Annotated in this window: 21 protein-coding genes and 1 tRNA gene; 15 read left to right on the forward strand and 7 right to left on the reverse strand. The window is 73.0% G+C overall.

What is annotated here, in order from left to right; genetic code table 11:
* Positions 1 to 182 precede the first annotated feature (182 nt).
* Positions 183 to 605, reverse strand: coding sequence for a hypothetical protein (locus tag ACP7BI_RS02030; RefSeq protein ID WP_425843396.1), 423 nt, complete (start codon positions 603 to 605; stop codon positions 183 to 185).
* A 44-nt stretch (positions 606 to 649) separates the two neighbouring features.
* Here ACP7BI_RS02030 and ACP7BI_RS02035 point away from each other — a divergent pair, with 44 nt between their 5' ends.
* Genes ACP7BI_RS02035 through ACP7BI_RS02050 form a run of 4 tightly spaced genes read left to right on the forward strand, consistent with a single transcriptional unit; the run spans position 650 to position 4,759 of the window.
* A complete protein-coding gene (locus ACP7BI_RS02035) occupies positions 650 to 874 on the forward strand; it encodes a DUF3499 family protein (RefSeq protein ID WP_021064928.1) in 225 nt (74 codons plus the stop codon).
* Positions 875 to 902: 28 nt separating this feature from the next.
* Positions 903 to 2,291: a phosphomannomutase/phosphoglucomutase gene (locus ACP7BI_RS02040; protein WP_425843398.1), complete on the forward strand. Its 1,389-nt coding sequence runs from the start codon at positions 903 to 905 to the stop codon at positions 2,289 to 2,291.
* Between the two features lie 48 nt (positions 2,292 to 2,339).
* On the forward strand, positions 2,340 to 3,338 hold the full coding sequence (gene rfbB, locus ACP7BI_RS02045) for a dTDP-glucose 4,6-dehydratase (protein WP_425843400.1): 999 nt from the start codon (positions 2,340 to 2,342) through the stop codon (positions 3,336 to 3,338).
* Between the two features lie 2 nt (positions 3,339 to 3,340).
* Positions 3,341 to 4,759 (forward strand): sugar nucleotide-binding protein, encoded by a 1,419-nt coding sequence (locus ACP7BI_RS02050; protein WP_425843402.1) that lies wholly within the window; start codon positions 3,341 to 3,343, stop codon positions 4,757 to 4,759.
* Here the strand turns inward: ACP7BI_RS02050 and ACP7BI_RS02055 are convergent.
* Positions 4,720 to 5,880, reverse strand: coding sequence for an acyltransferase family protein (locus ACP7BI_RS02055; protein WP_425843404.1), 1,161 nt, complete (start codon positions 5,878 to 5,880; stop codon positions 4,720 to 4,722). The two genes, ACP7BI_RS02050 and ACP7BI_RS02055, sit on opposite strands and share 40 nt — an antisense overlap.
* Before the next feature lie 44 nt (positions 5,881 to 5,924).
* On the opposite strand from ACP7BI_RS02055, the gene ahcY reads away from it, so the two are divergent.
* Positions 5,925 to 7,376 carry an adenosylhomocysteinase gene (gene ahcY / locus ACP7BI_RS02060; protein WP_425843406.1) on the forward strand — a complete coding sequence of 484 codons (1,452 nt, stop codon included), beginning with the start codon at positions 5,925 to 5,927 and terminating at the stop codon, positions 7,374 to 7,376.
* 55 nt (positions 7,377 to 7,431) lie between these two features.
* On the opposite strand, the gene ACP7BI_RS02065 is transcribed toward ahcY, so the two are convergent.
* Together ACP7BI_RS02065 and ACP7BI_RS02070 are read right to left on the reverse strand one after the other, a co-directional pair.
* The gene (locus ACP7BI_RS02065; protein ID WP_026373583.1) at positions 7,432 to 7,923 is read right to left on the reverse strand and encodes a MarR family winged helix-turn-helix transcriptional regulator; all 492 of its coding nucleotides are present in this window, start codon (positions 7,921 to 7,923) and stop codon (positions 7,432 to 7,434) included.
* 137 nt (positions 7,924 to 8,060) lie between these two features.
* A tRNA-Gln gene (locus ACP7BI_RS02070) sits at positions 8,061 to 8,131 on the reverse strand.
* A 69-nt stretch (positions 8,132 to 8,200) separates the two neighbouring features.
* On the opposite strand from ACP7BI_RS02070, the gene glmU reads away from it, so the two are divergent.
* From glmU to ACP7BI_RS02100, 6 genes are read left to right on the forward strand one after another with little or no spacing between them, the layout of a single operon-like run.
* Positions 8,201 to 9,631 (forward strand): bifunctional UDP-N-acetylglucosamine diphosphorylase/glucosamine-1-phosphate N-acetyltransferase GlmU, encoded by a 1,431-nt coding sequence (gene glmU, locus ACP7BI_RS02075; RefSeq protein WP_425843409.1) that lies wholly within the window; start codon positions 8,201 to 8,203, stop codon positions 9,629 to 9,631.
* Between the two features lie 11 nt (positions 9,632 to 9,642).
* Complete coding sequence (locus ACP7BI_RS02080) at positions 9,643 to 10,620, forward strand: ribose-phosphate diphosphokinase (RefSeq protein ID WP_425843411.1); 978 nt, start codon at positions 9,643 to 9,645, stop codon at positions 10,618 to 10,620.
* Positions 10,621 to 10,633: 13 nt separating this feature from the next.
* Positions 10,634 to 11,950 carry a hypothetical protein gene (locus ACP7BI_RS02085; protein ID WP_425843413.1) on the forward strand — a complete coding sequence of 439 codons (1,317 nt, stop codon included), beginning with the start codon at positions 10,634 to 10,636 and terminating at the stop codon, positions 11,948 to 11,950.
* Between the two features lie 36 nt (positions 11,951 to 11,986).
* Positions 11,987 to 12,424 (forward strand): hypothetical protein, encoded by a 438-nt coding sequence (locus ACP7BI_RS02090; protein WP_425843415.1) that lies wholly within the window; start codon positions 11,987 to 11,989, stop codon positions 12,422 to 12,424.
* A 48-nt stretch (positions 12,425 to 12,472) separates the two neighbouring features.
* Positions 12,473 to 13,603, forward strand: coding sequence for a methyltransferase domain-containing protein (locus ACP7BI_RS02095; protein ID WP_425843417.1), 1,131 nt, complete (start codon positions 12,473 to 12,475; stop codon positions 13,601 to 13,603).
* A 53-nt stretch (positions 13,604 to 13,656) separates the two neighbouring features.
* On the forward strand, positions 13,657 to 14,928 hold the full coding sequence (locus tag ACP7BI_RS02100) for an APC family permease (RefSeq protein WP_425843419.1): 1,272 nt from the start codon (positions 13,657 to 13,659) through the stop codon (positions 14,926 to 14,928).
* Positions 14,929 to 15,009: 81 nt separating this feature from the next.
* Here ACP7BI_RS02100 and ACP7BI_RS02105 read toward each other — a convergent pair whose 3' ends face one another.
* Positions 15,010 to 15,936 (reverse strand): hypothetical protein, encoded by a 927-nt coding sequence (locus tag ACP7BI_RS02105; RefSeq protein ID WP_425843421.1) that lies wholly within the window; start codon positions 15,934 to 15,936, stop codon positions 15,010 to 15,012.
* 151 nt (positions 15,937 to 16,087) lie between these two features.
* On the reverse strand, positions 16,088 to 17,530 hold the full coding sequence (gene gndA / locus ACP7BI_RS02110; RefSeq protein ID WP_425843423.1) for an NADP-dependent phosphogluconate dehydrogenase: 1,443 nt from the start codon (positions 17,528 to 17,530) through the stop codon (positions 16,088 to 16,090).
* A 242-nt stretch (positions 17,531 to 17,772) separates the two neighbouring features.
* Between gndA and ACP7BI_RS02115 the strand changes: the two genes are divergently transcribed.
* Positions 17,773 to 17,940: a hypothetical protein gene (locus ACP7BI_RS02115; protein ID WP_425843425.1), complete on the forward strand. Its 168-nt coding sequence runs from the start codon at positions 17,773 to 17,775 to the stop codon at positions 17,938 to 17,940.
* A 5-nt stretch (positions 17,941 to 17,945) separates the two neighbouring features.
* Here the strand turns inward: ACP7BI_RS02115 and ACP7BI_RS02120 are convergent, their stop codons facing one another.
* Positions 17,946 to 18,848: an NAD(P)-dependent oxidoreductase gene (locus ACP7BI_RS02120; protein ID WP_425843427.1), complete on the reverse strand. Its 903-nt coding sequence runs from the start codon at positions 18,846 to 18,848 to the stop codon at positions 17,946 to 17,948.
* Positions 18,849 to 18,960: 112 nt separating this feature from the next.
* On the opposite strand from ACP7BI_RS02120, the gene ACP7BI_RS02125 reads away from it, so the two are divergent.
* The 3 genes from ACP7BI_RS02125 (at position 18,961) to ACP7BI_RS02135 (ending at position 22,042) form a co-directional block, all read left to right on the forward strand.
* The gene (locus tag ACP7BI_RS02125) at positions 18,961 to 19,758 is read left to right on the forward strand and encodes an IclR family transcriptional regulator (protein ID WP_425843429.1); all 798 of its coding nucleotides are present in this window, start codon (positions 18,961 to 18,963) and stop codon (positions 19,756 to 19,758) included.
* A gap of 101 nt (positions 19,759 to 19,859) precedes the next feature.
* Positions 19,860 to 21,266: an MFS transporter gene (locus tag ACP7BI_RS02130; RefSeq protein ID WP_425843431.1), complete on the forward strand. Its 1,407-nt coding sequence runs from the start codon at positions 19,860 to 19,862 to the stop codon at positions 21,264 to 21,266.
* Positions 21,266 to 22,042, forward strand: coding sequence for a fumarylacetoacetate hydrolase family protein (locus ACP7BI_RS02135; RefSeq protein WP_425843433.1), 777 nt, complete (start codon positions 21,266 to 21,268; stop codon positions 22,040 to 22,042). Before ACP7BI_RS02130 ends, ACP7BI_RS02135 begins: the two co-directional genes overlap by 1 nt.
* The last annotated feature ends 2 nt before the right edge of the window (positions 22,043 to 22,044 follow it).

Raw genomic sequence — 22,044 nt, forward strand, 5'->3', positions numbered from 1 at the left:
CGCCGGAAGGGTCTCGGTACGGCGGCCTGCGGCCGGCTGCTCGACCTTGAGCCCTCCGCGCTCAACGCGGCTTCGCCGCATTGCGCGCTGCGCAAGGGTCTCGACACGGCGGCCTGCGGCCGCCTACTCGACCTTGAGCCCTCCGCGCTCAACGCGGCTTCGCCGCATTGCGCGCTGCGGGCTCAATGCTGGCGCCAGCGATCCGGCGCGACCTCCCACGGGTCGCGGCCGATGAGCTCCGCGGCGGCCCGGAAGACCGCGGCCTCGATCGCGATCTGCCGGTGCCACTCGTCGTCGATGTGCACGCGCGGCAGCCGCTGGAGCGGCAGCCGGTAGACCGTGATCGTGCGGCGCGACGGATCGACCGCCCACTCCGGCACCTCGTCGACGCGCTCGGCGAGCGCTCGCGGCGGCATGTCGGCCCACTGGAAGCGCACGTCGCCGAGCTCTGCGGGCCACAGCGCCTGCACGTAGTCGGCGGCATCGGCGGCGATGTCCTCGAAGCGCGTCTCGCGCGACGACAGGAACGGCAGCACCGGCCCGGCGAGCGACGACCGCGCCTCACGACCGTGGCGGGAGCCGCGAGAATGCTGGCGCGCGGGCATGCCGCCATCCTACGTCGCCGAGCGGCGGCACTACGCTGAGGCGGATGGACGAACGGATGTGCTCGAGGCCCGGCTGCCGCCGGTACGCCGACCGCACCGTCACCGTCGACTACGGCGCGCAGCTGCTCGTCGTCGGCCCGCTCCAGCCCGCGAGCCGGCGGGGCGCGATCGAGGGCAGCTACGACCTGTGCGAGCCCCACGCCGAGCGCGCGACCGGCCCCGCCGGGTGGCAGGTCGCCCGGCACGAGCCGGGCCGCGCGGCCTGGTAGCCCGCGCATCCACGAACGAAGGAGAACCATGGCGCTGTCCGAGATCGTCAAGGCGTACGACGTGCGCGGCCTCGTCGACGGCCAGCTGACCGAGGAGGTCGTGCGCGCCCTCGGCGCCGCCTTCGCCGACGAGGTCGGCACCGACGCGCCCATCGCGATCGGCCACGACATGCGCCCCTCCTCGCCCGCGCTCGCCGCGGCCGCCGCCGAGGGCGCGATGGCGCGCGGCGCCGACGTCGTCTCCCTCGGGCTGTGCTCGACCGACGGCTCCTACTTCGCCTCCGGCAGCCTCGACGCGCCCGCGATGATGTTCACGGCATCCCACAATCCCGCCGCCTACAACGGCATCAAGTTCTCGCGCGCCGGCGCGCGCGGCGTGAGCCTCGACACCGGCCTCGCGGCGATCCACGACGGCGCCCAGCGCTACCTCGAGCACGGCATCCCGGCAGCCGCTCGCCGCGGCTCGCGCAGCGAGCGCGACATCCTCACGGACTACGCCGCCCACCTCCGCTCGCTCGTCGACCTCTCGCGCATCCGGCCGCTCAAGGTCGTGGTGGATGCCGCCAACGGCATGGGCGGGCTCACCGTGCCTGCGGTGCTCGGCGAGGCCGCGGGGCTCGGCGCGCTGCCGATCGAGGTCGTGCCGATGTACTTCGAGCTCGACGGCACCTTCCCCAATCACGAGGCGAACCCGCTCGACCCGAAGAACCTCGTCGACCTGCAGGCCGCGGTGCTCGAGCACGGCGCAGACCTCGGCCTCGCGTTCGACGGCGACGCCGACCGCTGCTTCGTCATCGACGAGCGCGGGGGAGCGGTCTCCCCGTCCGCGGTCGCCGCGATCGTCGCGGAGCGCGAGATCGCGCGCGTGCGGGCGGAGGGCGAGGAGGACGTCGTCGTCATCCACAACCTCATCACGAGCCGCGTCGTGCCCGAGGTGATCGCCGCCGCGGGTGCGACGCCCGTGCGCACGCGCGTCGGGCACTCGCTCATCAAGGACCGGATGGCCGAGACCGGCGCGGTCTTCGGCGGCGAGCACTCCGCGCACTACTACTTCCGCGACTTCTGGGGCGCCGACAACGGCATGCTCGCCGCGATGCACGTGCTCGCGACGCTCGGCGCGCACGACGAGCCGATGTCCGCGCTGGCCGCGCGCTACTCGCCCTACGCGGCCTCCGGCGAGATCAACTCGACCGTCGCCGACGTGCCGGCCGCCTACACGCGCATCGTCGAGGCGTTCGCCGGTCGCGGCGACCTCGACGAGCTCGACGGGCTCACCATCACGGCACCCGATGGCGCGTGGTGGTTCTCGGTGCGGCCGTCGAACACCGAGCCGCTCCTGCGGCTCAACGCCGAGGCCGAGACCGAGGCCGACATGGTCGCGATCCGCGACGAGGTGCTCGCGCTCATCCGCGCCTGAGGCCCGCTCGGGCCGAGCCTCCCGCCGACGGACAGTACGCTGGAGCCCATGAGCAAGCTCCTCGTGACCGGCGGCGCCGGCTTCATCGGCTCGAACTTCGTGCACCACGTCGTCGCGAACAGCGACCACGACGTCGTCGTGCTCGACAAGCTCACCTACGCGGGTGACCCGGCGACGCTCGAGGGACTCCCGGAGGACCGCGTGCAGCTCGTGGTCGGCGACATCGCCGACCCGGAGGCCGTCGACCCGCTCGTCGCCGAGACCGACGCGGTCGTGCACTTCGCGGCCGAGTCGCACAACGACAACTCGCTCTCCGACCCGTCGCCGTTCGTGCAGACCAACCTCATCGGCACGTTCACGCTGCTCGAGGCGGCCCGCGAGCACGGCACGCGCTTCCACCACATCTCGACCGACGAGGTCTACGGCGACCTCGAGCTCGACGACCCCGCGAAGTTCACGCCCGAGACGCCCTACAACCCCTCGAGCCCCTACTCGTCGACGAAGGCCGGCTCCGACCTGCTCGTGCGCGCGTGGGTGCGCTCGTTCGGGCTCGAGGCGACGATCTCGAACTGCTCGAACAACTACGGCCCGCGCCAGCACGTCGAGAAGTTCATCCCGCGCCAGATCACGAACGTCATCGACGGCGTGCGGCCGCGCCTCTACGGCGCGGGCGAGAACGTGCGCGACTGGATCCACGCCGACGACCACTCGAGCGCGGTGCTGCGCATCCTCGAGCGCGGCCGCATCGGCGAGACCTACCTCATCGGCGCCGACGGCGAGCGCAACAACCTCGAGGTCGTGCAGGCGATCCTCCGCCTCATGGGCCAGGAGGCGGATGCGTTCGACCACGTGAAGGACCGCGCGGGCCACGACCTGCGGTACGCGATCGACGCGACGAAGCTGCGCGAGGAGCTCGGCTGGGAACCGGCGTACACCGACTTCGAGGCCGGCCTCGCCGCGACGATCGAGTGGTACCGCGAGCACGAGTCGTGGTGGCGACCGCAGAAGGCCGCCGCGGAGGCGAAGTACGCCGCGGTGGGCCACTGACGATGGCTGACGTCGCGACCGGCAAGCAGCTGCAGATCCGCGAGACGCCCATCCCGGGCTTCCTCGTCGTCGACCTGCCCGTCCACGGGGACAACCGCGGCTGGTTCAAGGAGAACTGGCAGCGCGAGAAGATGCTCGCGCTCGGCCTCCCCGACTTCGGGCCGGTGCAGAACAACATCTCGTTCAACGCCGCGCCCGGCGTCACGCGCGGCATCCACGCCGAGCCGTGGGACAAGTACATCTCGGTCGCCTCCGGCCGAGTGTTCGGCGCGTGGGTCGACCTGCGCGAGGGCGAGTCGTTCGGCGCGACCTTCACGATCGAGATCGACCCGTCGATCGCGGTCTTCGTGCCGCGCGGCGTGGGCAACGCGTTCCAGGCGCTCGAGGTCGACACGGCCTACACCTACCTCGTGAACGAGCACTGGTCGGCCGACGCGCAGGACGAATACACGTTCCTCAACCTCGCCGACCCGACCGCCGCGATCGACTGGCCCATTCCGCTCGAGCGGGCGGAGCTGAGCGACAAGGATCGCGCGCACCCCATGCTCGACGAGGTCGCGCCGATGCCCCCGCGGCGCACCCTCGTACTGGGCGCGAGCGGCCAGCTCGGCCGCGCCTTGCGGCAGCAGTGGGCGAACCGCGCCGACGTCGACTACGTCGGGCGCGACACCGTCGACCTCGCCGATCCGTCGACGCTCGACGCCGTCCCCTGGGCGCACTACGACTTCGTCGTGAATGCAGCCGCCCACACCGCCGTCGACGACGCCGAGACCGACGAGGGCCGCCGCGACGCGTGGGCGGCGAACGCGAGCGGTCCCGCCCGCCTCGCCGCGATCGCGGCCGAGCACCGCCTCACGCTCGTGCACGTCTCGAGCGACTACGTCTTCGACGGCACGGCGCCCGAGCACGACGAGGGGGAGCGGCTGGCGCCGCTCGGCGTCTACGGGCAGTCGAAGGCCGCGGGCGACCTCGCGGTGTCGGTCGCCCCGCGCCACTACATCCTCCGCACGTCGTGGGTCGTCGGCGAGGGCAAGAACTTCATCGCCACGATGGCCTCGCTCGCCGAGCGCGGCGTCGACCCGTCGGTCGTCGGCGACCAGGTGGGGCGGCTCACGTTCGCCTCCGAGCTCGCCCGTGCGATCGACCACCTGCTGTCGAGCCGCGCGCCGTTCGGCACCTACAACGTCTCGAACGGCGGGGAGCCCGCCTCGTGGGCCGACATCGCCGCGCGCGTCTTCGAGCGCACCGGCCATGACGCATCCAGAGTCACCCCGGTCTCGACCGAGGAGTACTACGCCGGCAAGGAGGGCATCGCGCCCCGGCCGCTGCAGAGCACGCTGAGCCTCGCGAGGCTCGAGTCGACCGGCTTCGAGCCGCGCGATCAGCTGGAGATGCTCGACGAGTTCGTGCGCTCGCTCTGACGCGCCTCGAGGCGGCCGCGCACGCGGCGGCGCTGCGCCCGGAAGCGCGGCATCTCGAAGAGGTGCCGCAGTCCGACGCGCCGGAGCAGCCGTTCGAAGAGCAGCGAGAAGCCGACGATCAGCAGCAGCTCGGCGGTGGGCAGCAGCACCGCGAGGGCGTGCTGGTCGCGGATGGCGGCCGGGATCGCCGGGTGGTCCGAGAAGAGCTTGTTCAGGGCGATGATGAGCAGCGGGTGGAGCGCGAAGATCGTGAGCGTGTTGCGCCCGATGTAGCGGATCGGCCGCCACATGCGCCAGTGCGCGACATGCGACATGACCATGAGCGCGGCGCCGACGCAGACGGCGCTCACGAGCAGCTCTGTGACGATCGGCACCGGTGACTCCCGCCGCACGGCCACAGCGGCGATCGCGAGCGCGACGACTCTGGCCGTCTGCCACGCCCGACCCGACCGCGCGAGTGCGCGGATCGCGTCGGGCAGGCGAGCGCCCACGACGAAGGGCAGGAAGCCGGAGACGATCGAGACCCAACCGGCGAAGTCGACGAGCTCGAGCAGGAAGGCGGTGTCGCCCGCGATCTCCACGCCGATGCTCGCCGCCGCCGCGAGCGCGATGACGAGCCACACGGGCAGAGCGCGCGTCGCCCGCGCGACGGCGAAGTAGACCGGCAGCGCCCATAGGTACCACAGCACGCCGGAGGGGTAGAGCAGCTCGGGCAGGAAGTAGCCGAGCGGATCCCAGTCCGCGCTCCATCCGCGCAGCCCCCATAGCGAGATCGTGGTCACCGCGAGCCACACGACGTAGAGGTACACGCGCGGGGCGATGCGGCCCGAGAAGCCGGAGCGCCACGAGCGCGTGAGCATGCGTGCCGAGAGGTAGCCGGAGATGACGAAGAAGAGCGGCATCCGCAGCGGCGTCGTCCAGTCGATGGCTCGCTGGTGCAGCGAGGTCGCGGCGGTGCCCCACAGGTGTGGCACGAGGTGCAGGTACATCAGGTGCATCGCGACCACGAGCAGCACCGTCACGCCGCGGGCGAGATCGGGCCACGGCTCGCGACCGGCCCCGGGCTGCACGAGCGCGGGGGTCGCGAGCGAGCCGTCTCGACCACGGATCGCGCTGGGCATGAGGCTCGAGTCTACCGTCCGGCCCGCGTGGGAGGATGGTCCCCATGACCGACACCGCATCCCGCACCCTCGAGCACGGCACGATCGAGCACCGGGTGCGCGACCTCGGCCTCGCCGAGGCCGGCCGCCACCAGATCCGCCTCGCCGAGCACGAGATGCCCGGGCTCATGGAGCTGCGCCGCCGCTACGCCGACGCCCAGCCGCTCGCCGGCCAGCGCATCGCCGGCAGCCTCCACATGACGGTGCAGACGGCGGTGCTCATCGAGACGCTCGTCGCGCTCGGCGCCGAGGTGCGCTGGGCGAGCTGCAACATCTTCTCGACCCAGGACGAGGCCGCTGCGGCCATCGTCGTCGGCTCGGGCACCCCCGATGCGCCCGCGGGCGTGCCGGTGTTCGCCTGGAAGGGCGAGACGCTCGAGGAGTACTGGGACTGCACCAACCGCATCTTCGACTTCGAGGAGGGGCCGACGCTCATCCTCGACGACGGCGGCGACGCCACGATGCTCGTGCATCGGGGACGCGATGCCGAGGTCGCGGGCGCTGCGCCCGTCACGCCCGAGGGCGCCTCGGACGAGCTGCGCGTCTTCGACGCGCTCATCGGCCGCACTCTCGCCGAGGACCCGCAGCGCTGGACGCGCATCGCCGAGCAGCTGCAGGGCGTGACGGAGGAGACCACGACCGGCGTCCACCGCCTCGAGCAGCTCTTCGCCGAGGGCCGGCTGCTCTTCCCGGCGATCAACGTCAACGACTCGGTGACGAAGTCGAAGTTCGACAACCGGTACGGCATCCGGCACTCGCTGCCCGACGGCCTCAACCGCGCGACCGATGTGCTCATCGGCGGCAAGACCGCGTTCGTGGTCGGCTACGGCGACGTCGGCAAGGGCGCCGCAGAGGCGCTCCGCGGTCAGGGGGCGCGCGTCATCGTGAGCGAGGTCGACCCGATCTGCGCGCTGCAGGCCGCGATGGACGGCTTCCGCGTCGCTCGGGTCGAGGACGCGCTCTCCGAGGCCGACATCTGGGTCACGACGACCGGCAACGAGCACGTCATCACGCTCGAGCACCTGCAGGGCATGAAGCACCTCGCGATCGTCGCGAACGTCGGGCACTTCGACAACGAGATCGACATCGCGGCCCTCGAGCGCTCCGGCGCCGAGCGCATCGAGATCAAGCCGCAGGTGCACGAGTGGCGCATGCCGTCGGGCCGCTCGATCCTCGTGCTCTCCGAGGGGCGCCTCATGAACCTCGGCAACGCGACCGGCCACCCGTCGTTCGTGATGTCGAACTCGTTCTCGAACCAGGTGCTCGCGCAGATCGAGCTCGCGACGAAGTCGTACGAGCTCGGCGTGCACCGGCTGCCGAAGGTGCTCGACGAGGAGGTCGCGAGGCTCCACCTCGAGGCGCTCGGCGCGAAGCTCACGACCCTCCGCCCCGAGCAGGCCGCCTACATCGGCGTCCCGGTCGAGGGCCCGTTCAAGCCCGAGCACTACCGCTACTGAGGCTCCGACCTCCCGTCGGTCGAGTAGCCGGCGCAGCCGGCGTGTCGAGACCAGATCAGACCATCGCGTCGGAGAGCACTCGCAGCAGCTCCGCGAGCCGTGCCTGATCGTCGGCGGGGATGCCGCGCAGCAGCCGACGCTCGGCGTCGAGCAGGGCGTCGAGCGCGACGTCGACCCGGTCGATGCCCTCGTCGGTGAGCGTGACGAGCCGCACGCGCCGATCGCTCGCGCTCTCGACGCGCTCGACGAGGCCGGATGCGACGAGGTTGTCGATGCGGTTCGTCATCGTGCCGCTCGTCACCATCGTCTGCGCGATGAGGTCCTTCGGGCTCAGCGGCCCGTCGGCGCGGCGGAGCGCCGCGAGCACATCCCACTCCCACGGCTCGAGGCCGGCGAGCTGGAACGCCTCTGCGCGGATGCGCGCGAGCTGGCGAGAGATGCGGGTCATGCGGCTCAGCACGTCGAGCGGGGTGACGTCCGCGTCAGGCCGCACGCGCATCCACTGCTCGATGATGCGATCGACGTCGTCGCCGCGGAGCTCGGTCATGGGGTCAGTCTCGCACGGCGGAGGCGACGGGCTTCGACACGCTGTTCGCGCTGCGCGCGGCGGTTCGCCGTGCGCTCCGCCCTCGCTCGCTGACGCTCGCGACTGGTGGCGTCGCAGACGACCCACCGGGTCGTCTGCTCCGCCACCAGGATTCGAACCTGGACAAACGGCTCCAAAGGCCGCTGTGCTGCCGTTACACCATGGCGGAAGGCACGATCCAGGGTACTGGCGGCCGATAGCCTGAGCGGACGACCACCGCCAACGATGGGAGACCGCTGTGCCCTCGATCGCCGTCATCGTGCTCGCCGCTGGCGCCGGCACGCGCATGAAGAGCCGCACGCCGAAGCCGCTCCACCCGCTCGCGGGCAAGCCGCTCATCGCCCATGTGCTGAGCGCCGCGGGCGAGCTGCACCCCGACCGCATCGTCGCCGTCGTGCGCCACGAGCGAGACCGGATGGCGGAGGCGGTGCTCGAGTTCGCGCCGCACGTCGTCATCGCCGACCAGGACGAGGTGCCCGGCACGGGCCGTGCCGTCGAGCAGGGCCTCGACGCGCTCGCCGACTTCGACGGGCACGTCGTCGTGCTCTCGGGCGACGTGCCGCTCATCGACGCCGACACGCTCCGCGCCCTCATCGAGCGGCACGAGCGGGAGGGCAACCAGCTGACCCTGCTCTCGGCCCACTTGCGCGACCCGAGCGGACTCGGCCGCATCGTCCGCGACGAGGCGGGCGCCTTCGTCCGCATCGTCGAGCAGAAGGACGCGAGCGACGCCGAGCGCGCCATCGACGAGGTGAACGGCGGCATCTACGTCTTCGACGCGACCGCGCTCCGCCAGGCGCTCCGCACGATCGACCGCGCGAACGCGCAAGGCGAGATGTACCTCACCGACGCGGCCGTGCGCATCCAGGCGACCGGCGGCCGCATCCAGGCGGTGCCAGCGCCCGACGAGTGGGCGATCTGGGGCGTCAACGACCGCGTGCAGCTCGCCACCGCCGCGCACGTGCTCAACGACCGCATCATCCGCCGCTGGCAGCGGGGCGGTGTCACGATCGTCGACCCCGCCTCGACCTGGATCGACGTCGACGTCACGCTCGCCGAGGACGTCACGATCCTGCCCGGCACGCAGCTGCACGGCGCGACCGCGATCGCCGCGGGAGCGACGATCGGCCCCGACACGACGCTCGTCGACACCGAGGTGGGGGAGGACGCGGTCGTGAAGCGCACGGACGCGACCCTCTCGGTCATCGGTGCGCGCGCATCCATCGGCCCGTGGGCCTACCTCCGCCCGAACTCGGTCGTCGGCGAGGACGGCAAGATCGGCACCTTCGTCGAGACGAAGAACACGCAGCTCGGCGCGGGCAGCAAGGTGCCGCACCTGTCGTACATCGGCGACGCGACGATCGGCGAGGGCTCGAACATCGGTGCGGGCACGATCACCGCGAACTACGACGGGGTCGAGAAGCACCGCACGACGGTCGGCTCGCACGTGCGCACGGGGAGCGACAACGTCTTCGTCGCCCCGGTGACGATCGGCGACGGCGCCTACACTGGAGCCGGCACGATCGTCCGCAAGGACGTCGAGCCGGGCGCGCTGGCGATCTCGGTCGCACCGCAGCGCACCATGTCGGGCTGGGTCGAGTCGAACAGGCCGGGCACGAAGGCAGCCGACGCGGCAGCAGCGGCGGGCACGCAAGCACCGAACGCCTAGGAGGCACCCGAGTGGGATCGATCGTCGCGAAGAACCGCAAGCACCTCGTGCTCGCGACCGGCAGGTCGCACCCGGCGCTCGCGCGGGCGGTGGCTGCGGAGATCGGCACCGACCTCATGGAGGTCGACAGCCGCACCTTCGCGAACGGCGAGATCTACGCCCGCTACACGGGCTCGGTGCGCGGCTCCGACGCGTTCATCCTGCAGTCGTACGGCCGCCCCGTGAACGAGTGGCTCATGGAGCAGCTCATCATGGTGGATGCGCTCAAGCGCGCGAGCGCGAAGCGCATCACCGTGGTCATGCCGTACTACCCCTACTCGCGGCAGGACAAGAAGGGCCGCGGCCGCGAGCCGATCTCGGCGCGCCTCATCGCCGACCTCTTCAAGACCGCCGGCGCCGACCGCATCATGTCGATCGACATCCACGCGTCGCAGATCCAGGGCTTCTTCGACGGGCCCTTCGACCACCTGTTCGCGATGCCGGTGCTGCTCAAGCACTTCCAGGACACGATCGCCTCCGACAACCTCACGGTCGTCTCGCCCGACATGGGCCGCGTGCGCGTCGCCGACGTGTGGAGCGACAAGCTCGGCGCGCCGCTCGCGATCATCCACAAGCGCCGCGACCCGCTCGTGCCCAATCAGGTGTCGGTGCACGAGATCGTCGGCACGGTCGAGGGCCGCACGTGCCTGCTCGTCGACGACATGATCGACACCGGCCGCACGATCGTGAAGGCGGCGGAGGCGCTCAAGGCCAACGGGGCCACGAACGTCGTCGTCGCGGCGACGCACGCGATCTTCTCGGAGCCGGCGCCGCACATCCTGAACTCCGACTTCATCGACGAGGTCGTCGTCACCGACACGCTGCCGCTGCGCGACGACCAGCAGTTCGACAAGCTGCGCGTGCTGTCGATCGCGCCGCTGCTCGCGCGCGCGATCACCGAGGTCTTCGAGGACGGCTCGGTCACGAGCCTGTTCGACGGCGCCGCCTGACGGTCGCGCGATCGTGACCTGGCACCGCGCCGGAGGCGGTCAGCCGACCGATGACGGGCCCGGCGCCGCGCCGCGCGAGCCGGTCACCCCGAGCCCGATCGGCCTCGCGCGGGCGATCGGGGCCGGCGCGGCGGCCGTCACGCTCGCCGCCGGGGTCGCAGCGGCGATCCTCCTGGTCATCACGATCGTCGTGGCGATCCTCGTCGAGGAGCTCGCGCCCGACCGCGGTGTCGACCTCGTGGCCCGGGGCGCGCTCGCGAGCCTCGGGATCCTCGTGCTGATCGGGGTGATCGGCGAGCCGCTCCGACGGGGCGTCGCACGGATCCTGCTCGCGCGCGACGTCGCTCGCCTCCCGCGGGGTGCGACGCCGCCCGCGGTCGAGCGCGCGGGTCTGCACGCCGGTCCGCACGGCGCCTTCATGGGCGCCGGGACGGCCGCGATCATCGTCGGCGCCATCCTGCTCCCGATCGGGCTCCTGCTCGCGACCGACGACCGGGAGGCGCTCGGGGCGCGCGTGCTCGTGCCGACCGTCGGCTCGGTGCTGCTCGCCGGCGGCATCGCGCTCGTCAAGCAGCACCGTCGCACGGGGCCCGCGCGACGGCGGTGGTCGGCTCGCTACGAGGCGCTCTCGGCGCGGTGGGGACGCGCGGCGCTGCCCGTGCCGCGCGCGCACGAGCAGCGCCGCCACCGCATCCTCAACCTCGCGAGCGGCCTGACGGGCGTCGGCGGGATGATCTTCGTCGCCGGCATCTCCATGCGCCAGCCCGGCCGCTGGGCCGATCCGGTCTCGTGGGACGAGCGCGGGGAGCAGGCGATCGACGGGCTCCTGCTCACCGGCGCGACGGTCATGGGTGCCGCCCTTGCAGTCGTGCTGCTCATCCAGGCCGGGCTGCTCGTCTGGACAGGGGCGCGCGACGGCCGCACCGTGCGCGCGCTCGAGCGCGGCGATCGCGTGCGCCTCGAGCACGTCGACGCCGTGCTGCTCGACGCCGCCCCGCTCGAGCGCGTCGCGATGGTGCTCGGGGTCGTCGGCTGGCTCATCGCGTCCTACGGTTGGGCGCCGACCTTCATCGGGGCGGCCGAGTCGGCCGAGGAGGTCGCAGACATCCAGCAGGTCACGGCGCTCGCCCTCCCCGGGCTCGCGTCCGTCGCGGTCGGATGGCTGCTCGGCGCGATCGGCGCCGCGCGTCTGCGCACTCGTCGCGCGCGCATCCAGGCCGTGCTGCTGCGCGACCCGCGACCCGCTCCGCCGACGCCCTCCGAGCGCGCCGACCGCAGCGCGGATGCCGTGCGCGACATCGCGCTCAACGCCGGCGGCACGATCCTCTGAGGCGCGCCCGGTAGGGTCTGCCGCACGGAGGTCCTGATGGCGACATGGCTCGGTCCCGCGCTCAAGTTCATCGGCGGGAACGCGGTGCGGTACGGCCCGCTCGCGCTCGCGTGGCTGCAGCGGAACCCCGACGTCGCCGACCGCATCCAGGAGCAGGTCAGCAAGCTCCGACGCTCGGATGCCCAGAGCCCCGAGGCGATGCGGAAGACGCTCGAGTCGATGCGCGAGCAGGTCGAGTACTTGCGCGACAGCGCCGACGACGGCCCCGAGCGCGTCCGCGCCAAGACCTGGGCGGCATCGCTCACCCGCCTCGAGCACGCGGTGAAGATGCTGAGCGGCGGAGCCTCGAAGACCGACCTCAAGCGGCTCCGCGCGAGCATCGACCAGCTGCGGGGCGAGATCCTCGGCGCGTTCCTCGCCGAGCAGATCGAGGACGCCGGCGGACCCGCACCGCTCGAGCGCGGGCACAACTGACGCCGGAGCGCCGTCGGCGACGGCGCCCCCTCGGCATAGGCTGGCGGGATGCAGCTGGGCAAGTCGATCGCGCTCGACTGCGCCTACTTCGACACCGACCGGTGCCACTCCTGCACGCTGCTGCCGACGCCCTACGAGCGGCAGCTCGCCGAGAAGCAGGCGGCGGTCGCGGCGTCGCTCCCGGACATGGCATGGGATGCGCCGCGCGCCAGCGCCGTCGGCGGGTTCCGGAACAAGGCCAAGATGGCGGTCGCCGGCACCGTCGAGGAACCGACGATCGGCATCCTCGCGACCGACGGCTCGGGCATCGACCTGCAGGCGTGCCCGCTGCACGAGGAGCCGATCGTCGCGGCGATGCCCGTGCTCGAGCGGCTCGTGCGCGAGGCTCGGCTCACGCCCTACGACGTGCCGAGCCGGCGCGGCGAGCTCAAGCTGCTCATCGTCACCGCGTCGCCCGACGGCGAGCTCGCCGTGCGGCTCGTCCTGCGATCGACGGAGTCGCTCCCGCGCCTCCGCAAGCACCTCGATGCGCTCGACGCGCTGCCGATCGCATCGCTCTCGGTCAACCTGCAGCCCGAGCACAAGGCGGTGCTCGAGGGCGAGGAGGAGCTGCTGCTCGCGGGCGTGGGCGTGCTGCCGATGCGCGTGAACGGCATCGGGCTCCGGCTGCGGCCGCGCAGCTTCTTCCAGACGAACACCGCCGTCGCGGCTGCGCTCTATCGCGAGGCGACCGCCTGGATCGACGAGGCGGATCCCGCGAGCCTGCTCGACCTCTACTGCGGCGTCGGCGGCTTCGCGCTCCACGCCGCCCGCCCCGGCCGCCGGGTCTCGGGCGTCGAGGTGACGGCCGAGGCGATCGACGCGGCGCGCGAGAGCGCCGCAGAGCTCGGGGCGGATGCGTCGTTCGCGGTCGGCGACGCGACCGCGGTCGACCTCGAGGGCGCCCGGGCGCCCGAGGTCGTCGTGGTGAACCCGCCGCGCAGGGGCATCGGGGATCTCGCTGCGCGACTGGACGCATCCGCCGTCGACCGCGTGCTCTACTCGAGCTGCAACCCGGCTTCGCTCGCGCGCGACCTCGCGGCGATGCCCGGCTTCCGCCCCGTGCGCGGGCGCGTCTTCGACATGTTCCCGCACACGGGGCACGCCGAGGTGCTCGTCGAGCTCGCGCGCTCGAACTAGGTGCCATGCGGCACCGGCACCCCGCGTTCACCGAGCCGGGCTACGGTCGCGTCGTGAGCACCCTCGAGCGGCGCATCGGCGTCCCGGGCGCGATCGCGATCGGCCTCGGGTCGATGATCGGCGCCGGGCTCTTCTTCGTCTGGGCGCCCGCGTCGCAGCTCGCGGGCAGCTGGCTGTGGGTCGCGCTGCTGCTCGCGGGGGCGGTCGCGACGCTCAACGCGATGTCGACCGCGCAGCTCGCGATGCGGCACCCCGTGTCGGGCGGCGCCTACGCCTACGGCCGCGCCGAGGTGTCGCCCGCGGTCGGCTTCGCCGCCGGCTGGATGTTCCTCACCGGCAAGACCGCCTCCGCGGGCGCGATCGCGCTCATCGCGGCCCGGCACCTCTGGCCCGAGCAGGCGCCGTGGCTCGCGGCCGGTCTCATCGCGGTGCTCGCGCTCGTCAACATGGCGGGCATCCGCTCGACCGCGCGCGTCACGACGGCGATCGTCGCGATCGTGCTCGCCCTCGTGGCCGCCGCGCTCGTGTGGTCCGCGCTCGGCCTGCCGACCGCATCCGCCGCCGGCCTCGAGACACTCGCGCCCGTGGCCGCCAACCGCGTCGAGGGCGCGCCGGAGGGGCCGCTCGGCGTGCTCACCGCCGCGGGCGTGCTCTTCTTCGCCTTCGCGGGCTACGCGCGCATGGCGACGCTCGGCGAGGAGGTGCGCCAACCGGAGCGCACGCTGCCGCGCGCGATCGGCGCGGGGCTCGCGATCGTGCTCGTGCTCTACGGCCTCGTCGCGTGGGCGACGACGACGAGGCTCGCGGATGCGCTCCGCGCGTCGGCCGCGCCCGTGGCCGACCTCGTCGGCGCGGGATGGCTGCACGTCGCCCTGCTCGGCGCGGCGGCGCTCGCGAGCGTCGGGAGCCTGGCGAGCATCCTCGCCGGGCTCTCGCGCACGGGCCTCGCGATGGCGCGCGACCGCGAGCTGCCCGGCCCGCTGTCGTTCGTGTCGGCGCGCTCGAGGGCACCGGTCGTCGCCGAGGCGGTGACGGCCGCGGCCGCGATCGCCGGGGTGCTGCTGCTGCCGGTCGCGCAGCTCGTGGCGTTCTCGTCGACGTGCGTGCTGACGTACTACGCGATCGCGCACGTGAGCGCGATCCGCGGCCGGACGGCGGATGCGACCGGGCGGCGGGTGCGCTGGTGGCTGCCGCGCTGGGTGCCGGCCGCCGGCCTCGCGCTGTGCGCCCTGCTCGTCGTCACCCTGCCGTGGCCGGGCGTCGTCGCGGCCGCAGTGTGGCTCGCGCTCGGCCTCGCGGCCCGCGCCCTCCTCCACCGCCGCTGACCGCTCGCCGCAGAGTGCCGGAACTCTGCTGCTCTGAGGCCGCGAGAGCGCAGAGTGCCGGAACTCTGCTGCTCCGGCGAATCAGGCGGTGCGGTCGCGGAGGACCGCGGCGAGGTCTCTCAGCCAGGCGTCCGGGCTCGGCACGAAGTCGCGGTTCGTCGCCCGGATGACATGCAGGCCGATGCGCTCGAAGTCACGGTACTTCTGGATGTCGCGCTCCCACTGCTCCTTCGAGCGGTGCCCCTTGCCCTCGTACTCCTCGACGACGCGAGCGTCCCGATGCATCAGGTCGGCCCTGCCGAGGAGCCGGCCGGTCTCGGGATCGTGGACGCTCGCCTGCACCTCGGGTTCGGGCATCCCCGCATCGACGATGAAGAGCCGCATGTCGCTCTCGCGGGGCGACTCGACGCCGAGCCGAATGCGCGGCAGCGCCGCACGCAGGCGGGCGGCGCCCGGCCGACCCGTCCACCGACCGACGGTCGCGCGCAGCTCGTCGAGGGTCGCGAGCGGGCCGGGCACCCGGCGATCCGGGTAGTGCTCCGCGTCAGAGACGATCGCATCACCGAGCACGACGAGCTCGCGCTCGATGCACGTCGCCGCGAGCAGCGCCCAGGCGAGCGGCGGTGCGACGACCCGCACGCCCTCGATCTCCCATGCGTCGAGCGTGGCGTCCGAGACGCGGCGCACCCGGACGCCGGGCCGATCGGGCGTGCCTCGGCCTTTCGGGGCGACGACGTCGACGCCGAGCGAGCCCCGCAGGCGCCAGGGCACCGGCAGCCCGAGCACGGCGAGCGCCACGACACCTCCGATGCTCTGCCACGGCTGCAGCAGCGGGGCGAAGGCGGCGGCTCGCTCGAGCAGCGACTCCGGCTGCGCGATCGAGCGCACCCCGAAGTGCGGCACCGCGAGCCGCGCGCTCCTGAGCCGCGCGGGCGTCATGCCCGCGCGCACCGCGTCTGCCACGAGGAAGCCCCGCGCGTCGAGGCCGGGCGGCAAGGATCGATCCACGCGCGGATCGTGCCAGCGTCCTGCCTGCTGCCGCCGCCGCTCTCCACAGCCGTCGTCGCGGCGCGCGCGTCCGCCGCGCAGAGTGTCGGCACTCTGCGCTTCAGAGTCTTCGAAAGCGCAGAGTTCCGGCACTCTGCGGCGGGGCGCCGCGTCAGTGCGTGTCGACCGCGGCGATCTCCGTGCGGTCGCCCGACCACTGCGTGTGGAAGGTGCCCTCGCGGTCGACGCGGCGGTAGGTGTGCGCGCCGAAGAAGTCGCGCTGCCCCTGCACGAGCGCTGCGGGGAGCCGCTCGGCGCGCAGGCCGTCGTAGTAGGCGAGGCTCGACGAGAACGCGGGGGAGGGGATGCCGGCCTGCGCGGCCGCGACGACCACGCGTCGCCACGCCTCCTGGGTGCGGGCGATCGCGTCGCGGAAGTAGGGCGCGACGATGAGCGCCGGCAGCGCGGGGTCGGCGGCGTACGCGTCGGTGATGTCGTTCAGGAAGCGCGCGCGGATGATGCAGCCCGCGCGCCAGATGCGGGCGACCTCGCCCTTCCGGATGTCCCAGCCGTACTGCTCGGCGGCCGCGACGATCTCGTCGAAGCCCTGCGAGTAGGCGACGATCTTCGACGCGAACAGGGCCTGGCGCACGTCCTCGATGAACGCATCCGCATCGTCGACCTGCCACGAGCCCGAGGGCCCCGGCAGGTCGCGCGCCGCCGCCCGCTGGTCGAGCCGCGACGAGAGCGAGCGCGCGAAGACCGCCTCGGCGATGCCCGAGACCGGCACGCCGAGGTCGAGCGCCGTCTGCACGGTCCAGGCGCCAGTGCCCTTCGCGCCGGCCGCGTCGAGGATGACGTCGACGAGCGGCTGCCCCGTCGCGGCGTCGACCTGGCGCAGCACCTCCGCCGTGATCTCGATGAGGTACGACTCGAGCTCGCCCCGGTTCCACTCGTCGAAGACGTCGGCGATCTCGGCCGGGCTCTTGCCCGTGCCGCGGCGGATGAGGTCGTAGGCCTCGGCGATGAGCTGCATGTCGGCGTACTCGATGCCGTTGTGCACCATCTTGACGAAGTGGCCCGCGCCGTCGGCCCCGATGTGCGTCACGCACGGCTCGCCGTCGGCGACCGCCGCGATCGAGCGCAGGATCGGGCCGAGCGTCTCGTACGACTCGACCGTGCCGCCGGGCATGAGCGACGGACCGTTGAGGGCGCCCTCCTCGCCGCCGGAGATGCCGCAGCCGACGAAGTGGATGCCCGTCGCGCGCACCGCGGCCTCACGGCGGATCGTGTCGGTGAACAGCGCGTTGCCGCCGTCGACGATGATGTCGCCCGGCTCGAAGACCCGCACGAGCTCGTCGATGACCGCGTCGGTCGCCCGTCCCGCCTTCACCATCACGATCGCGGTGCGCGGCCGCTGGAGCGAGGCGGCGAGCTCCTCCATCGTCGCCGCCTTCACGAAGCCGGCCTCGGGGTGCGCCGCGATGAGGTCGTCGGTCTTCGACGTCGTGCGGTTGTAGACCGCGACCGTGTTGCCCTCGCGCGAGGCGAGGTTGCGGGCGAGGTTCGAGCCCATCACGGCGAGGCCGACGACGGCGATGTTGGCGGTGGTCACAGCAGGTCCTCCTGGAGGCTCGGGGTATGGCCAGGCTAGCGAGGGGCGGATGCGCGAGGCACGCGAGTGGCGGATCCCGCGCGGGTGAGCGGCGCGGCCCGGGCCGCTCCCGGCCTGCGGGGCTGCCGTGCCGCGCATGCAGATCGGGTACAAGCTCTTCGCCGAGGACGTCTTCCGTCGATCCGCACCACCCGGCGATCATCGCGCGGGCCGCCGCGAACGCCGCGATCGACGTCGACGCGATGGAGGAGGCCTTCGCGTGCGGGCCCGACGTCGAGCGGCACCTCGAGGTGATCGAGCCCTACCGCGAGGCGGGCTTCGACCACATCGCGCTCATGGACGGCGGGCCGGACCCCGACGCCTTCCTCGCGTTCTTCGCCGACGAGCTCGGGCCGCGCCTGCGCGGATAGCGCCCTCAGCGCTCCGCGATCACGCGGCGGGCGACCGACATATCGCGGTCGCCGTGTCCGCGCTCGACGATCTCGTCGAAGAAGGCGCGGAGCGCCGGCAGCAGCGCCGGGTTCGTGCCGGTCGCCTCCGCGACATCGGCCGCGAACCCGAGGTCCTTGACGAGGTAGCGCGCGATGCCGGAGGGCGAGTCGTCGCCGCGCACGAGCCGGTCGCGACGGCTCTCGAGCAGGTTCGAGCCGGCGTAGCCACCGCCGAGCAGCTCCCACAGCGCGTCGAGGTCGAGGCCGGAGCGCTCGGCCAGCACCGTCGCCTCGCCGAGCGCGCTGATCGTCGCGGCGACGACGAGCTGGTTGCACGCCTTCGCCACCTCGCCGGCGCCGAGCGGCCCGAGGTGCACGGCCCGCCCGCATGGCGCGAGCATCGCCGCGGCGCGCGCGGCGTCTGCGGGCTCGCCGCCGAGCATGATCGAGAGCGAGCCGGCCTCCGCGCCGTCGACGCCGCCCGAGACGGGGGAGTCCACGACCCGGGCCCTGCCGCCCGTTGCCGCCGCGAGCCGGGCGGCGATCTCGCGCACGCCCGTGGGCGACGAGGTCGAGCCGACGAGCACGAGCAGCTCGCGGTCGTCGCCGAGCCCCGCGAGCAGGCCGTCGGGGCCCGCGAGCGCCGCGTCGAGCTCGGGCAGGTCCGGCAGCATCGACAGCACCGTCGCCGCCCGCTCCGCGAGCTCGCGCGGGCTCGCTGCCCACGCGGCGCCCGCCTCGACGAGCGCGGGGCGCGGCGACCGGCTCGAGACGACGGTGCTGCGGCCCGCGGCCAGCAGTCGTCGCACCATGGGCTCGCCCATCGCGCCGATGCCGATGACGCCGAGGGTCTCGTCCCGCGGCGAGGGGGTGGCTGCCGTCTCCATGGCTCGAGGCTACGGGCGAGCGACTGCGCTGACCAGCTTGGCGAACGATGTCCAATCCTCTGGCACGGCCGTAGGGTGGCGGCGACGACTCGACCGCGAAGGAGCGGAAGCCATGCCCCAGCCCGACGTCCCGACCGAGCGCGATCGCGACCCGGCGCCCGCGGTCTCGCGCGCCCTCCGCATCCTGACCGTTCTCGCCGACGCCGACGGCGCGCCGATGACGCTGAGCGACATCGCGCGCGCGCTCGGCATCGCGAAGTCGTCGACCGCGAACCTGTGCGCCGCGCTCGAGGACGGCGGCATGCTCGAGCGGGAGGCGGGCGGCTACCGGCTCGGGCGCCGCACCGCCGAGCTCGGCGGCGCGTTCGCGCAGCAGTTCAACCAGGTGCGCGAGTTCTACCGCGTCGTGGCGGCCTCGCCCGTGCTGCACCGCGAGGTCGTGCAGATCGCGATGCTCGACGGCACCGACGCGCTCTACCTCGCGCGCCACGAGGGCCGCTCGCCCTACCGGCTCGGCACGCCGCTCGGCTCGAAGCTGCCCGCGGCGCTCAGCGCCACCGGGGTCGCGCTCCTCGCCGAGCTCGACGACGACGCGGTGCGTGCGCTGCTCACGCCGACGGAGCCGTTCCCGCGCCTGACGCCCGGCAGCATCACGACCGTCGACGAGCTGCTGCCGCAGCTGCGCGAGGTGCGCGAGCGCGGCTACGCCATCGACCGCGGCGGCTCGTTCGGGGGCATCACGGGGGTCGCCGTCGCGCTCGAGCCGTGGGCGCCCGCCGACCCGCCGCTCGCGATGGGGGCCGCGCTGCCCGCGGAGCTCGCCGATGACGAGCGGATCGACGCGGTCGGCGAGGGCCTCCTCGCGGCGGTCGCGGTGCTCACCAACCCGCTCCGCGGCCCCGGGTCCTGACCGCCCCTCGTTGCTGTTCAAACGGTTGAACGGCGTTCACTCGGCTGGTACAGTCGCCGGAAGCAACGACGCACTTGCACGACTGTCGAAGGAGATGGACCGTGTCCGACACCACCCCGCAGCACCCCGCGCACACCGACGACCCCGAGTACGCGGCGAACCTGCGCAGGGCGACGCTCGCCTCGAGCGTCGGCAGCGCGCTCGAGTACTTCGACTTCGCGCTCTACGGCCTCTTCTCGGCGCTCATCTTCGGGCAGCTGTTCTTCTCGAACCTGCCGCCGGAGTTCGCCGTCGTCGCCTCGCTCGCCTCCTTCGGCGTGGGCTTCCTCGCGCGCCCGCTCGGCGGCCTCTTCTTCGGCACGCTCGGCGACCGCCTCGGCCGCAAGTGGGTGCTCGTCGTCACGATCGGGCTCATGGGCGGCGCGACGACGCTCATCGGCGCCCTCCCGACCTACGACCAGATCGGCATCTGGGCGCCGATCCTGCTCACCGTCCTGCGGCTCGCGCAGGGCTTCGGCGCCGGCGCCGAACAAGCGGGCGCGACCGTGCTCATGGCCGAGTACGCGCCCGTCCGGCGGCGCGGCTTCTTCTCGGCCCTGCCGTTCATCGGCATCCAGCTCGGCACGCTGCTCGCGGGCCTCGTGTTCTCGCTCATGTCGCTGCTGCCCGACGAGGTCTTCTTCGGCTGGGCGTGGCGCATCCCGTTCCTCGCCTCGTTCGTGCTCATCCTCGTCGCGCTCTTCATCCGCCTGCGGCTGCGCGAGACGCCGACGTTCGTCGAGCTCGAGAAGCACGACCAGATCTCGCAGCGCCCGATCCGCGAGATCTTCACGAAGGGACTGCCGGGCGTCACCGTCGGCGTCGGCCTGCGCATGGCGGAGAACGGCGGCTCCTACATGTTCCAGACGCTCGCGCTCGCGTTCGTCGCCGGCAGCTTCCTCGCCAACCCCGTCGACCGCGGCGTCGCGGCCTGGGGCGTCACGCTCGGCGCGCTCATCGCGATCTTCGTGCTGCCGCTCACCGGTCACCTCTCCGACCGCTTCGGTCGCCGCATCATCTACCGCGCGGGCGCCGTCTTCATGCTCGTCTACGCCTTCCCGGCGTGGTGGCTGCTCTCGCTCGGCGACCCGGTGACCGTCGTGGTCGTCATCGCGCTCGGCGTCGGCATCGCCGTCAACACCATGCTCGGCCCGCAGTGCGCGATGCTGCCCGAGCTGTTCGGCAACCGCCACCGCTACCTCGGCGTCGCGATGGCGCGCGAGATCTCGGCGGTGCTCGCGGGCGGACTCGCCGGTGTGCTCGGCGCCTACCTGCTCGCGGTCTCCGGCGGCGACTGGCTGCTGCCGGGCATCTACATGGCGACGCTCGCCCTCATCACGACCGCCTCGACGTTCCTCGTGCCCGAGACGCGCGGCCGAGACCTGCTGCGGCTCGACGACGCGGTGCGCATCTCCGAGGACGAGTCGCGCAGCGCCGCCGACCTCGAGGCCGCGACGCAGCGCGCCTGATGCGCATCGCGAGGGTCGCCGTCGGCGACGCCGTGCTCCATGTGCGCGCCGACGGCGTTGCGGCCGCGGTCGTCGCCTGGGTGCCGATCGAGGATCCGTACCTGGCGCGCGGCGAGGGCCGGCTCCCGGCGGACATCGGCGCGCCGATCCCGAGCGCCGAGGCGCGGCTCCTGCCGCCTGCAGTGCCGACGGTGCTCGTCGGCATCGCCCAGAACCGCGGCTCGACCGATCGCCCGCTGCCCGTGCAGGCGTGGCTCAAGAGCCCGCGCTCCGTCGTCGCGCACGGCGAGCCCGTGCGCGTCCGGCGCGACGCGGGCCGGCTCGTCGTCGAGGCCGAGATCGCCATCGTGATCGGCGCAGACACGGGCGATCCGGCCTCGCCCCTGCTCGACGAGCGGAACGCGCACGAGTTCGTGCTCGGGGTGACGGCCGTCGACGACATCTCCTACCCCGATCGCGTCGAGCTCGACGAGCGCAACTTCGAGTCGAAGGGCGGCGACGGATCGACCCCGCTCGGCCCCTGGATCGACACCGACGCCTCGATCGACCACCTCCCGCTCGCGCTCGAGCTCGACGGCGAGCGCGTGCGCGACTCGAGCGCGAGCGCGATGCCCGTGCCGGTGCGCGAGTCGCTCGCGTACGTCGCGCGCTGGGTGCGACTCGGTCCGGGCGACGTCGTGATGGCCGGCGCCCCGCTCTCGAACCACGCGGCGCATCCAGGCCAGACGGCGACGGTCGTCGTCGGCGACCTGCGGCTCGAGACGCCCCTGCGCTGAGC

The organism is Agrococcus sp. TSP3-2-1, from assembly GCF_049897585.1.
Classification (GTDB): domain Bacteria; phylum Actinomycetota; class Actinomycetes; order Actinomycetales; family Microbacteriaceae; genus Agrococcus.

Coding starts and splice junctions, on each gene's coding strand:
- ACP7BI_RS02030 (WP_425843396.1), bottom strand. CDS start 605: ATGCCCGCGCGCCAGCATTCTCGCGGCTCCCGCCACGGTCGTGAGGCG.
- ACP7BI_RS02035 (WP_021064928.1), top strand. CDS start 650: ATGGACGAACGGATGTGCTCGAGGCCCGGCTGCCGCCGGTACGCCGAC.
- ACP7BI_RS02040 (WP_425843398.1), top strand. CDS start 903: ATGGCGCTGTCCGAGATCGTCAAGGCGTACGACGTGCGCGGCCTCGTC.
- rfbB (WP_425843400.1), top strand. CDS start 2,340: ATGAGCAAGCTCCTCGTGACCGGCGGCGCCGGCTTCATCGGCTCGAAC.
- ACP7BI_RS02050 (WP_425843402.1), top strand. CDS start 3,341: ATGGCTGACGTCGCGACCGGCAAGCAGCTGCAGATCCGCGAGACGCCC.
- ACP7BI_RS02055 (WP_425843404.1), bottom strand. CDS start 5,880: ATGCCCAGCGCGATCCGTGGTCGAGACGGCTCGCTCGCGACCCCCGCG.
- ahcY (WP_425843406.1), top strand. CDS start 5,925: ATGACCGACACCGCATCCCGCACCCTCGAGCACGGCACGATCGAGCAC.
- ACP7BI_RS02065 (WP_026373583.1), bottom strand. CDS start 7,923: ATGACCGAGCTCCGCGGCGACGACGTCGATCGCATCATCGAGCAGTGG.
- ACP7BI_RS02090 (WP_425843415.1), top strand. CDS start 11,987: ATGGCGACATGGCTCGGTCCCGCGCTCAAGTTCATCGGCGGGAACGCG.
- ACP7BI_RS02095 (WP_425843417.1), top strand. CDS start 12,473: ATGCAGCTGGGCAAGTCGATCGCGCTCGACTGCGCCTACTTCGACACC.
- ACP7BI_RS02115 (WP_425843425.1), top strand. CDS start 17,773: ATGGAGGAGGCCTTCGCGTGCGGGCCCGACGTCGAGCGGCACCTCGAG.
- ACP7BI_RS02120 (WP_425843427.1), bottom strand. CDS start 18,848: ATGGAGACGGCAGCCACCCCCTCGCCGCGGGACGAGACCCTCGGCGTC.
- ACP7BI_RS02125 (WP_425843429.1), top strand. CDS start 18,961: ATGCCCCAGCCCGACGTCCCGACCGAGCGCGATCGCGACCCGGCGCCC.
- ACP7BI_RS02135 (WP_425843433.1), top strand. CDS start 21,266: ATGCGCATCGCGAGGGTCGCCGTCGGCGACGCCGTGCTCCATGTGCGC.